This is a genomic window from Caballeronia sp. GACF4 (genome assembly GCF_023631025.1).
In the GTDB taxonomy this organism is placed as follows: Bacteria; Pseudomonadota; Gammaproteobacteria; order Burkholderiales; family Burkholderiaceae; genus Caballeronia.
Window position 1 is genome coordinate 468,278 of sequence record NZ_JALQDW010000002.1, and the last position, 12,987, is coordinate 481,264.

The following is a 12,987-nucleotide window of genomic DNA, read 5'->3' on the forward strand; positions in this document are numbered from 1 at the left end:
CGAAACGCAATAGCCAGATCGCGGTCCTTGCCCGGAGAAGCGGATGGAAGTCACCGAAGCGTTGCGCGTTCCGCTCGATCCGGCGCATGTGAAGGCGGCGTTGAGCGATCTCACGCTGTTGCGCGCGAGTCTCGATAATTGCGAGTCCTTTACGCTCACGCCGAGCGGCGAGTACGTGTTGACGCTCGTCATGCCGATCGGCGCCTTGCGCGCGCGTTACGAAATTCGCGCGCACATTGCTCGTCGCAGGCGTCTGGCGCAGGCCGACGAAAGCCAAGAAATCGACGACGACACCAGCACGCTCAGTTTCAAGGCCCGCGGCGAAGGCGTGGGTTCGTTGCGCGGTCAGATAGCCGTCGCGGTGAACGCGGAGGACGGTGGCGCGGACACGTGGATCGAATATACGGTCTGGGCGACGGTTTCGGGGCCGCTCGCCGCATTGCCGCCACGGCAGATCGAAAACGCGCTGCACGAAGCAGCCGACGACTTTTTCGCCGAATTCTGCGAAGTCGTGCGGGCGAAATACGGTTTGCCATCGGCGCGTGCGGAACAGGGAGCCGTGCCGCGCCGGCATCTCTTCTTGCGACCGGGTTCGATGTCGGCGGCGTTCTCGCGTCGCGGCGGCGCGACCGCTCGCGCGATGGGCGGAACCTCCAGCGATGGCGCCGCGACCAATGTGCTGCGTCATCGTCTGGCCGCGCATGGCCTCGTGCGCCGTAGTCGCGATGGCGCGGGCGCACCGCGCGTGTTCGGTCTGCCCGCCTGGGCGTGGCTCGCGATGCTAGTTTGCGTCGGACTCTTTGTGTTCTTCGCAGAGTACGTTGGCCTGCAATGAGGCGGGCATCGAACGCTCGGGGTATCCGGCGTTCTTGAGCAAGGCCGGACTGCACCGCAAGGCGTCGAAGCAGGCATCGATAACGGCTTCGGAGTCGTGTTCCGGATCGACGCTTCCAGGCAGCATCAGCGAATCGTGCAGGATGCCGGTGAAAAGCCCGTGCAACAGCGTGGTGGCGCGTCGCGTGTCGAGCGCCGCCGGCAGTTGCTTCTTTTCGATGGCATTACGCAGCGCACGCTCGATGCGCTCCATGCCGTCGCGCATGTTGTTCTGATGGCGCTCGCGCACCGGTCCCATTTCCTCGACGAACTCGCACTTCAAAAACAGAATGTCGAAGACGCGGCGGCGCTGTTCATCGGCCGTGATGCTGCGCATGCACCAGATGAAGATTTCGCGGATGCGCGCAAGCGGGTCGGGCTCCTTGCCGTCGAGCGTTGCTTCCACGAGTTCGTCGAGCGGAAGAAGACTTCGGTCGAACATGGCGTTGAAGAGGTCGCCCTTGTTGGCGAAATGCCAGTAAATCGCGCCGCGCGTGACGCCCGCGGCGTGCGCGATATCCGCGAGCGTCGTTCGCGACACACCTTTCTCGTAAAAGACGCGCTCCGCCGCGTCGAGGATGCGGTTGCGTGTTTCCTGTGCTTCTTCCTTGGTTCGTCTGACCATATTCTGCGGCCGTTGGCCGTCTGCTCCTGCCTTGCTGTTCGACCGGGCGAAGGCCGGTTGTCGAAGGTTCGTCGAACGTAATCGATTCCGTCGAGGCGATTTCGCTACGCCTTGCCGACGGATCGCTGTCTCAGTTTTTTACATTCATTCGTGAATGTATATACAATACCACCCGTCGACCGATAGCCCAAGCTGGAGAGGGCGAGTACTATCCGACCAAGCTTTCATTTCGATTGCCCGTTCTGGCCGTCCTCTTGGCCATCGGCGGCGCTTGCATAGCGCCGCGCACGGGCAGGAATACAGGCAAGCGAGCCGGCCACTGGCCGGTCGTTGCGCTCACTGGTCTCACTGCTTGGTTATTGGTCAGCGTCTTGCGACGCTTGTGCGCGGCATCGCCCGGGGAAGGCCGTCGCGCACCCAACTTCACTCTCAGTCTTAGACAGAGGTCGCTCCATGCGCGTCGAACGGGTTCCATTCCGCTTAATCACCGCCGCGACGGCTGCCGTTTTCCTGGCTGCCTGCGGACAAAAACAGTCAGCACCTCCGCCGCAAACGCCCGAAGTGGGCATCGTCACCGTGCAGCCGACCAGCGTGCCGGTCATCGCCGAATTGCCGGGCCGCACGAACGCGTTCCTGGTCGCGCAAGTGCGCGCGCGGGTGGATGGAATCGTCCTGCGCCGTGAGTTCGTCGAAGGCGCGGAAGTCAAGCAAGGTCAGCGTCTGTACAAGATCGACCCGGCGCCGTATATCGCCGCACTGAACAACGCCAAGGCGACGCTCGCCAAGGCGCAGGCGAACGTCGCGTCGCAGAACGCCTTGACCGGGCGCTACAAGGTGCTGGTCGCGGCCAATGCGGTGAGCAAGCAGGACTACGACAACGCCGTGGCCGCGCAAGGCCAGGCCGTCGCCGATGTCGCCGCGGGCAAGGCCGCCGTCGATACCGCGCAGATCAACCTCGGCTACACCGACGTGGTCTCGCCGATCACCGGCCGCACGGGTCTGTCGCAAGTCACGCCGGGCGCGTATGTACAGGCGAGCGCGGCGACGCTGCTCACCACCGTGCAGCAGCTCGACCCGATCTACGTCGATCTGACGCAATCGAGCGTCGACGGCCTCAAGCTGCGTCGTCAGATTCAGGACGGGCGTTTGCAGACTCAGGGCATCCACGCGGCGAAGGTGTCGCTGGTGCTGGAAGACGGCCGCGTCTATCCGGAGCAGGGCAAGCTGCAATTCTCCGATGTGAGCGTCGACCAAAGCACGGGTTCGGTCACCGTGCGCGCGATCTTCGACAACAAGGATCGCGTGCTGCTGCCGGGCATGTTCGTGCGGGCGCGTATCGAGGAAGGCACGAACGACAAGGCGCTCGTCGTGCCGCAAATCGGCATCACGCATGACCAGAAGGGCCAGCCGACTGCGCTCGTCGTCAACAAGGACGACAAGGTCGAACTGCGTCAGCTCGTCACCGGTGGCACGTTCGGCAACAACTGGGTGGTCGACAGTGGCTTGAATCCGGGCGACCGCGTGATCGTGAACGGCGTGGAAAAGGCGAAGCCCGGTATGCAAGTGAAGCCGGTCGCGGCGCAACTGCCCGCACAGCCGGCCTCGGGCGCGGCGGCCGGTCAGGCGCCGGCGGCATCCGGCGCGGGCGCGACACCCGACAACGCCAACAGCGCGAGCGGCGCCACGGGCCCGAGCGCAGCCGCGCCGGGCGCAGCTTCGGGCAACGCATCCGGCGCGCAAGCGGCGCCGGCATCGGCCGCATCGGGCGCGTAATAACAGGGAGCCTGTTTCATGGCAAAGTTTTTTATCGATCGCCCGATTTTTGCGTGGGTGATCGCGATTATCTTGATGCTGGCGGGCATGGCGTCGATCTTCACGCTGCCTATCGCGCAGTATCCGACGATCGCGCCGCCTGCCATCCAGATCAGCGCGACGTATCCGGGCGCATCCGCGAGCACGGTCGAAAACACGGTGACGCAGGTGATCGAGCAGCAGATGAGCGGCCTCGATCACTTGTTGTATCTGTCCTCGACCAGTGACGACTCGGGTACGGCCACCATCACGCTGACGTTCGCGGCGGGCACGAATCCGGACATCGCGCAGGTGCAGGTGCAGAACAAGCTGCAGCTTGCGACGCCATTGCTGCCGCAGGTCGTGCAGCAGCTCGGTACGAAGGTCACGAAGTCGAGCAGCAGCTTCTTGCTGGTGCTTGCGTTCGTGTCGCAGGACGGAAGCATGAACAAGTACGACCTCGCGAATTACGTGGCGTCGAAAATTCAGGACCCGCTTTCGCGTATCGATGGTGTGGGTACGGTCACGCTGTTCGGCTCGCAGTACGCCATGCGTATCTGGCTCGATGCGACCAAGCTCACCAACTACAGTCTGACGCCGGTCGACGTGCAGACCGCCATCACCGCGCAGAACGTGCAGGTGGCGGCGGGCTCGCTCGGCGGCACTCCGGCTGTTCCGGGGCAGATGTTGCAGGCGACCATCACGCAAGCGACGCTTCTGCAAACACCCGAGCAGTTCGGCAACATTCTGCTGAAGGTGAATCAGGATGGCTCGCAGGTGCGCCTGAAGGACGTGGCGCGTATCGATCTGGGTGGCGAAAACTATAACTTCGACACCAAGTACAACGGTGCGCCGACGGCCGGTTTCGGTATCCAGCTCGCAACGGGCGCGAACGCGCTCAACACCGCGAAGCTCGTGCGCCAGAAGGTCGACGAACTGTCGAAGTACTTCCCGAACGGGCTGGTCGTGAAGTATCCGTACGACACCACGCCGTTCGTGCGGCTTTCGATCGAGGAAGTGGTCAAGACCCTGATCGAAGGTATCGTGCTGGTGTTCCTCGTGATGTATCTGTTCCTGCAGAACTTGCGGGCAACGCTCATCCCGACGATCGCCGTGCCGGTCGTCTTGCTCGGCACGTTCGCGATCATGTCGGCGGTCGGGTTCTCCATCAACGTGCTGTCGATGTTCGGCCTTGTGCTTGCCATCGGCTTGCTGGTGGACGATGCCATCGTGGTGGTGGAAAACGTCGAGCGGGTGATGTCCGAGGAGCACTTGTCTCCACGGGACGCAACCCGCAAGGCGATGGACCAGATCACGGGCGCGCTGGTGGGCGTGGCGCTCGTGCTGTCGGCGGTGTTCGTGCCGGTGGCGTTTTCGGGCGGTTCGGTCGGCGCCATTTACCGGCAGTTCTCGCTCACCATCGTGGCGGCCATGGTGCTGTCCGTGATGGTCGCGCTGGTGCTCACGCCGGCGCTGTGCGCGACCATTCTGAAGCCGCATCCGGAAGGGCATCAGCCCGAGAAGAAGGGTTTCTTCGGCTGGTTCAACCGCAACTTCAACAAGAGCCAGGACAAGTACCACAAGGGCGTGCAGCACGTGATCCGGCGCTCGGGGCGCTGGCTCATCATCTATCTGGTCGTGATCGTGGCAGTGGGCATGCTGTTCCTGCGCCTGCCAAAGTCGTTCCTTCCCGATGAAGACCAGGGCACGATGTTCGTGCTCGTGCAGGCGCCGTCCGGCTCGACGCAGGAATACACGGCCGGTGTGCTCGCCGACGTGCAGAACTATCTGCTGAACGACGAGAAGGCGATCGTCGAATCCGTCTTCACGGTGAACGGCTTTTCGTTCGCGGGTCGCGGCCAGAACTCCGGTCTCGTGTTCGTGCGGATGAAGGACTACGCGCAGCGTCAGGCGAGCAACGACAAGGTGCAGGCGCTGGTCGGCCGGATGTTCATGCACTTCGCGCCCTACAAGAACGCGATGATTTTCCCGGTCAATCCACCGTCGATTCCGGAACTCGGCACCGCGTCGGGCTTCGACTTCGAGCTGGAGGATCGCGCCGGCGTGGGGCACGCGAAGCTGATGGAAGCGCGCAACATGCTGCTCGGCATGGCGTCGAAAGACCCGGTGCTCGCGCAGGTGCGTCCGAACGGCCTGAACGACACGCCGCAGTTCAAGGTGAACATCGACCGCGAGAAGGCGAATGCGCTCGGCGTCTCCATCTCCGATATCGACCAGACTTTCTCGATCGCGTGGGCGTCGCAGTACGTGAACAACTTCCTCGACGTGGATAACCGGATCAAGAAGGTGTACGTGCAGTCCGAGCCGCGCTTCCGTATGTCGCCGGAAGACATCGGCAAGTGGTACGTGCGTAACACCTCGGGCACGATGGTGCCGTTCTCGGCCTTTGCGACCACCGACTGGATCTACGGTTCGCCGAAGCTCGAGCGCTACAACGGTATCTCGGCGGTGGAAATCCAGGGTGCGGCCGCGCCTGGCAAGTCGACCGGTCAGGCCATGACGGCCATCGAAGCCATCGCGGCGAAGTTGCCGGCGGGTATTGGCTACGAATGGACGGGGCTGTCGTATCAGGAACGTCAGTCGGGTTCGCAGGCGCCTATTCTGTACGGCATCTCGATTCTCGTCGTGTTCCTGTGTCTCGCGGCGCTGTACGAAAGCTGGTCGATTCCGTTCTCGGTCATCATGGTCGTGCCGCTCGGCGTGCTCGGCGCGCTGCTCGCGGCGACGCTGCGCGGTCTGGAAAACGACGTGTTCTTCCAGGTCGGCCTGTTGACTACGGTGGGTTTGTCCGCGAAGAACGCCATTCTGATCGTCGAGTTTGCGCGTGAGTTGCGCATGCAGGGCATGTCGACGGTGGAAGCCGCGATGGAAGCGGCGCGTCTGCGGCTGCGTCCGATTCTGATGACGTCGCTCGCGTTCATTCTCGGCGTGATGCCGCTTGCCATCAGTAACGGCGCGGGTTCGGCGAGCCAGCACGCAATCGGCACCGGCGTGATCGGCGGGATGCTGACCGCGACCTTCCTTGCGATCTTCATGATCCCGATGTTCTTCGTCGTGATCAGCAAGTTCAGCAAGAGCAAGGACATGCCGGCACCGGGTTCGTCCGGCGGCGATATCGAAGGTCCGCATGGCGGCGCGCCCGCGGGCTCTGGCAAGGAAGGACATTGAAATGCTAAAACTTTCGTTGATCGCAGCCGCCGTGGCTTTCGTGGCCATGGGCTGCACCTTCGAGCCGAAGTACGACCGGCCGGCCGCGCCCGTCACGCAGACGTTCCCGGAAGGCGGCGTGTACGCCACGCAGCCGACTGCCGAAGGCGCGGCAGACAAGAGCCGCAGCGCGAGCGGGCAGACCGCGCCGGATATCGGCTGGCGCGACTTCTTCGCCGATGCGCGTCTGCAGCGTATTGTCGAACTCGCGCTCAAGAACAACCGCGATCTGCGCGTGTCGATGCTCAACGTCGATGCGGCGCGCGCGCAGTATCAGATCACGCGCGCGGGCCTCTTTCCGACGCTCGATGCGGTTGGCTCGCAAAGCAAGCAGCGCACGCCGCGCAACCTGTCGTTCTTCGATCAGACCATCTCGAACACGTATTCGGTGGGCGTGAATGCGTCGTGGGAAATCGACTTCTTCGGGCGGATTCGCAGCCTGAAGGATCAGGCGCTCGCGCAGTATTTCTCGCTCGCGGAAACGCGCAAGGCGGCGGAAATCTCGCTGGTGTCTTCGGTGGCGGACCAGTATCTGACCATGCTCGCCTACGACGATCTGCTCACCGTCACGCAGAACACGCTGAAGACGGCGCAGGAGTCGTATCGCATCACCAAGCTGCAGTTCGACAACGGTACGGGTTCGGAACTCGATCTGCGTCAGGCCGAGGGCGTGGTGCAACAGGCGCAGGCGAATCTGCAGTCGCAGGCGCGTCTGCGTGCGCAAGCGGAAAACGGTCTCGTGCTTCTCGTGGGCGAACCGTTGCCGGACGATCTGCCGGGCGGCATGCCGCTGGATGCGCAGGACTTGCTCGCCGACATTCCGGCGGGTCTGCCTTCCGACCTCCTCACGCGCCGTCCCGATATCGCGGCGGCCGAGCAGAGCTTGCTTGCGGCCAATGCGAACATCGGCGCGGCGCGGGCCGCGTTCTTTCCGCGCATTTCGTTGACGGGCAGTTTCGGTACGCTCTCGCCCACGCTTGGCGGATTGTTCAAGCCGGGTTCGGCGGCGTGGTCGTTCGCACCGCAGATCAGCGTGCCAATCTTCGAGGGCGGCACGAACGTCGCCAATCTGGATCTGGCAAACGTGCAGAAGCGCATCGAGATTGCCAACTACGAGAAGGCCATTCAGACGGCATTCCGCGAAGTGGCCGATGGTCTCGCCGCGCGCGGCACGTACGACGAGCAGATTCGCTCCCTGCAACGCTTCGTGAGTTCGCAGAGCCGGCGGCTGGAGTTGTCGGACCTGCGCTATCGCAATGGCGTGGACAGCTATCTCGCTGTTCTGACCGCGCAGACCTCGTTGTATGACGCGCAGCAGACGCTCATCAGCGCGCGTTTGAACCGCCTGACCAACCTCGTCGATCTGTACCAGTATCTCGGCGGCGGATGGATCGAGCATTCCGGCGATGCCCCGCGTCCGGCCGACACTCCCACGGATTTCGGCTCGGCTACTCCGCCGAAGGCAGCATCCGACGCGGCGAGTTGAGGTTCGCAAGTTGCGCTCGGTAGTCACTTTCGCAAGCTGTCCGTGATGGTTGATAGTGGGATGATGCAGTGAAGAGCCCGACCTCGTGTCGGGCTTTTTTTCGTCCATGGTCCACGTCGCGGCGTGACACTGAATGTACCGGGAAAACGCGTCGCGCGATGACAGGTCGTGCCAAATTTCAGCAAATTATTACCTTTGTTTAGCGTTACTGATCGACGCGCTAACTATAATCGGCATCCTCCAACGTGCCTGCGTGCTGAAGGCATGTCAGCTTTCCTGTGCAACTGCGTGCGTATCGGCATTAATCGACACGCAAATCAGTTGCGATTGCATGTGAATCGGCTGCGAATGGCTGCAAATGGGCTGCAATCGACGAAGCGCTTCCTGGCCACAGGCTTCATTCAATGGGGAAGATTAGGTATCCCGAAAAGACGATTGGCATCGACGTTCTTTCCGTCCGTCCTCGACCGAGGACGTGCGTATCTATTCATCTATTTATCCCGGTAACCACAGAGGTCGTCGCTCCATGCGTTTCGAACGGATTCCATACCGCCTCATCTGCGCTTTGTCGGTCGTCACGCTAGCGGCCGCATGCGGTGAAAACCATCCGGACATGCCGGCGCATGCGCCCGAAGTCGGCGTCGTCATGCTTGCGCCGGTCGCGGTGCCCGTCGCGAGCGAACTGCCGGGCCGCACCAGCGCTTTCATCGATGCACAAGTGCGTGCGCGCGTCGATGGCATCGTGCTGCGCCGTGAATTCACCGAAGGCAGTCTAGTCAAGGCCGGTCAGCGGCTCTACAAGATCGACCCGGCGCCGTACATCGCCAAGCTGGACAGCGCGAAAGCGTCGCTTGCGAAGGCCGAGGCGAATCTTGCATCGACCAATGCGCAAGCCGAGCGCTACAAGGTACTGGTCGCCGCGAACGCGGTAAGCAAGCAGGACTATGACAACGCTGTCGCGTCGGCCGGTCAGGCCGCCGCCGACGTGGCACAGGCTCGCGCCTCCGTGCAGACCGCGCGAATCGACCTCGGCTATACCGATGTCACCTCGCCCGTGACCGGCCAGATCGGCATCTCGCAGGTCACGCCGGGCGCCTACGTGCAAGCGGCGCAAGCCACGCTCATGGCAACCGTGCAGCAGCTCGACCAGGTGTATGTCGATCTCACGCAATCCAGCCTCGACGGGCTCAAGCTGCGCCGCCAGATTCAGGAAGGGCGTCTTACCGCGTCGGGTCCGAACGCCGCGAAGGTTTCGCTGATTCTCGAAGACGGCCGCGTCTATCCCGAACAAGGCCGCCTGCAGTTTTCCGATGTAACCGTGGACCCGTCCACCGGCTCGGTAACCGTGCGCGCCGTGTTCGAGAACAAGGATCGCGTGTTGTTGCCCGGCATGTTCGTGCGAGCGCGTATCGAAGAGGGCGTGAATCCGCAGGCGCTGGTCGTGCCTGTCACGGGCGTCACGCATGACCAGAAGGGCACGCCAATCGCACTGATCGTCGATACCGACGGCAAGGTCGCGCTACGCGAGCTCGTGACCTCCGGCATGGTCGGGCAGAACTGGGTCGTCGACAGCGGCGTGAAGGCGGGCGACCGGGTGATCGTCGAGGGTATCGAGAAGGTGCGTCCCGGCATGCCGGTGAAAGCGGTGACGGTTCAGTCGCCCGGGCCTTCCACGCAGCCTTCTTCCGACAATCAGGCCGCCGCTCCCGCGAAGGCTGCTTCAGCCGTTGCTGGCGCGTAGGGACGGAGGATACGCCACATGGCCAAGTTTTTTATCGATCGCCCGATTTTCGCGTGGGTGCTTGCCATCATCCTGATGCTCGCGGGCCTCGCGTCGATCTCGACGCTGCCGGTCGCGCAATATCCGACGGTCGCGCCACCCAGCATCCAGATTACGGCGACGTATCCCGGTGCATCGGCGCAGACGGTCGAGAACACAGTCACGCAGGTGGTCGAGCAGCAGATGAACGGGCTCGACCATCTGCTCTACATTTCGTCCACCTCCGATGACTTCGGCACGGCCACCATCACGCTGACCTTCGCGGCGGGCACCAACCCCGACATCGCGCAGGTGCAGGTGCAAAACAAGCTGCAACTGGCGACACCGAACTTGCCGCAGATCGTGCAGCAACTCGGGTTGTCGGTTTCGAAGTCGAGCAACAGCTTCCTGCTCGTGCTCGCGTTCGTCTCCGAAGACGGCAGCATGAGCCGCAACGATCTCTCCAACTACGTCGCGTCGCATTTGCAGGACCCCATCAGCCGAGTCAACGGCGTGGGCACGGTGAGCCTGTTCGGCACGCAGTACGCCATGCGCGTCTGGCTAGATCCAAACAAACTCAGCAACTTCCAGCTCACACCGGTCGACGTGCAGAACGCGCTCAAGGCGCAGAACGTGCAAGTCTCGGGCGGCCAGCTAGGCGGCACGCCTGCGGTGCCCGGCCAATCAATGCAGGCCACGATCACCGAAGCTACTTTGCTGCGCACGCCCGACCAGTTCGGCAACGTGCTTCTGAAGGTGAATCAGGACGGCTCGCAGGTGCGGGTGAAGGACGTGGCGAAGGTGGGTCTCGGCGGCGAGAACTACAACTTCGAGACGCAGTACAACGGTTCTCCGGCGGCGGGCTTCGGTATCAATCTGGCGACTGGCGCGAACGCGCTGGCGACGGCGGACGCGGTGCGCGCGAAGGTACAGGAGCTGTCGAAGTACTTCCCGCCCGGTCTCGTCGTAAAGTATCCGTACGACACGACGCCGTTCGTGCGCCAGTCGATCTCCGACGTGGTGAAGACGCTCATCGAGGCCATCGTGCTGGTGTTCCTCGTGATGTATCTGTTCTTGCAGAACATCCGCGCCACGCTCATTCCGACCATCGCGGTGCCGGTGGTGCTGCTCGGCACTTTCGGCGTGATGGCGGCGGTGGGTTTTTCCATCAACACGCTATCGATGTTCGGCATCGTGCTCGCCATCGGCTTGCTGGTGGACGACGCGATCGTGGTCGTCGAAAACGTCGAGCGCGTGATGAGCGAGGAAGGGCTTTCGCCGAAGGAAGCCACGCGCAAGGCCATGGGCCAGATCACCGGCGCGCTGGTGGGCGTGGCGCTCGTGCTGTCGGCGGTGTTCGTGCCGGTGGCGTTCTCGGGCGGCTCGGTCGGGGCGATCTATCGCCAGTTCTCGCTGACCATCGTCTCGGCAATGGTGCTCTCCGTGCTGACCGCGATGATCCTCACGCCGGCCTTGTGCGCGACCATCCTGAAGCCCTTGCCGCAAGGTCACGAGGAAAAGACCACGGGTTTCTTCGGCTGGTTCAATCGGACCTTTAACAAGGGCCGCGACAAGTATCAGGTCGGCGTTGCGCGTGTGATTCGTCGCTCGGGGCGCTTCCTCGTGTTATACCTCGCGGTCATCGCGGTGGTTGGCCTCTTGTTCACCAAGCTGCCGAAAGCGTTCCTGCCCGACGAAGATCAGGGCACGATGTTCGTGCTCGTGTCCACGCCCGCCGGTTCCACGCAGGAAATGACCCAGCGCGCGCTGAACGACGTGGCCAACTATCTTTTGAAGAAAGAAAGCGGGATCGTCGAGTCCGTCTTCACGGTCAACGGCTACAGCTTCGCGGGCCGTGGCCAGAACTCCGGCCTCGTGTTCGTGCGCATGAAGGACTTCGCCAAGCGCCAGAGCGCGGACGAAAAAGTGCAGGCGCTCGTCGGCCGAACTTTCGGACAGTTCGCGGGCTATCGCAATGCGCTCGTATTTCCGGTGAATCCGCCGTCGATTCCCGAACTCGGCACCGCGTCGGGCTTCGACTTCGAACTGGAGGATCGTGGCGGCGTGGGCCACGAAAAGCTGATGGAAGCGCGCGGCATGCTGCTCGGTCTGGCCGCGAAAGATCCGTCGCTTGCGCAGGTGCGCCCGAACGGCTTGAACGATACGCCGCAGTTCAAGGTCGACATCGACCGCGAGAAGGCGCTTGCGCAAGGCGTGTCGGCGTCCGATATCGACCAGACGTTTTCGATCGCCTGGGCGTCTTCGTTCGTCAACAACTTCCTTGATGTCGACAGCCGGATCAAGAAGGTGTATCTGCAGGGCGACGCGCCGTTCCGCATGTCACCCGACAACATCAATAGCTGGTACGTGCGCAACAACGCCGGTTCGATGGTGCCGTTTTCGTCGTTCGCGACCGGCCGATGGAGTTTCGGCTCGCCAAAGCTCGAACGCTACAACGGCAATTCGTCAGTCGAAATCCAGGGCATGGCCGCGCCGGGCCGCTCCACGGGCCAAGCCATGCAGGCCATCGAAGCCATCGCCGCGAAGTTGCCGGCAGGCATTGGCTACGAATGGACGGGTTTGTCGTTCCAGCAAATTCAATCCGGTTCGCAGGCGCCGGTTCTGTACGGCATTTCGATCCTCGTGGTGTTCCTGTGTCTCGCGGCGCTCTATGAAAGCTGGTCGATCCCGTTCTCCGTGATCATGGTCGTGCCGCTCGGCGTGGTCGGCGCGTTGCTTGCCGTCACCTTGCGTGGACTCGAAAACGACGTGTACTTCCAGGTCGGTCTTCTGACCACGGTGGGCCTGTCGGCGAAGAACGCCATTCTGATCGTCGAGTTCGCGCGCGACTTGCAGATCTCCGAAAAGATCGGACCGATCGAGGCCGCGCTCGAAGCCGCGCGTCTGCGTCTGCGTCCCATCCTGATGACCTCGCTCGCCTTCATTCTCGGTACCTTGCCGCTCGCAATCAGCAATGGCGCGGGCTCGGCGAGTCAGCACGCCATTGGCACCGGTGTGATCGGCGGCATGGTGACCGCGACGTTCCTCGCCATCTTCATGGTCCCGATGTTCTTCGTCGTCGTGCGCGCGCGCTTCGGCGGCGACAAGGAAGACGCGGACGCCGCGATCGCGCATTACGAACGGCAACGTGCCAATGCCTCGCACGGCGAGGGAAAGGGCAACAGCAACAGCAACGGCAACGGCACGGGCAAGCAGGGACATTGA

General features: G+C 62.8%; 7 protein-coding genes. 6 read left to right on the plus strand and 1 reads right to left on the minus strand.

Annotation, left to right across the window (positions count from 1 at the left end):
* The first annotated feature begins 43 nt into the window (after positions 1 to 43).
* The gene (locus tag NCR40_RS02250; protein WP_250508608.1) at positions 44 to 835 is read left to right on the plus strand and encodes an SRPBCC family protein; all 792 of its coding nucleotides are present in this window, start codon (positions 44 to 46) and stop codon (positions 833 to 835) included.
* On the opposite strand, the gene NCR40_RS02255 is transcribed toward NCR40_RS02250, so the two are convergent.
* Positions 782 to 1,498: a TetR family transcriptional regulator gene (locus NCR40_RS02255; RefSeq protein WP_244827159.1), complete on the minus strand. Its 717-nt coding sequence runs from the start codon at positions 1,496 to 1,498 to the stop codon at positions 782 to 784. The genes NCR40_RS02250 and NCR40_RS02255 overlap by 54 nt on opposite strands.
* Positions 1,499 to 1,951: 453 nt before the next feature.
* Here NCR40_RS02255 and NCR40_RS02260 point away from each other — a divergent pair, with 453 nt between their 5' ends.
* The 5 genes from NCR40_RS02260 (at position 1,952) to NCR40_RS02280 (ending at position 12,987) form a co-directional block, all read left to right on the plus strand.
* A complete protein-coding gene (locus NCR40_RS02260) occupies positions 1,952 to 3,271 on the plus strand; it encodes an efflux RND transporter periplasmic adaptor subunit (RefSeq protein ID WP_244827160.1) in 1,320 nt (439 codons plus the stop codon).
* 18 nt (positions 3,272 to 3,289) lie between these two features.
* Positions 3,290 to 6,478 (plus strand): efflux RND transporter permease subunit, encoded by a 3,189-nt coding sequence (locus tag NCR40_RS02265; RefSeq protein WP_244827161.1) that lies wholly within the window; start codon positions 3,290 to 3,292, stop codon positions 6,476 to 6,478.
* Position 6,479: 1 nt separating this feature from the next.
* On the plus strand, positions 6,480 to 8,003 hold the full coding sequence (locus NCR40_RS02270) for an efflux transporter outer membrane subunit (protein ID WP_250508609.1): 1,524 nt from the start codon (positions 6,480 to 6,482) through the stop codon (positions 8,001 to 8,003).
* 526 nt (positions 8,004 to 8,529) lie between these two features.
* Positions 8,530 to 9,744, plus strand: coding sequence for an efflux RND transporter periplasmic adaptor subunit (locus NCR40_RS02275; RefSeq protein WP_250508610.1), 1,215 nt, complete (start codon positions 8,530 to 8,532; stop codon positions 9,742 to 9,744).
* 18 nt (positions 9,745 to 9,762) lie between these two features.
* Positions 9,763 to 12,987: an efflux RND transporter permease subunit gene (locus tag NCR40_RS02280; RefSeq protein WP_250491850.1), complete on the plus strand. Its 3,225-nt coding sequence runs from the start codon at positions 9,763 to 9,765 to the stop codon at positions 12,985 to 12,987.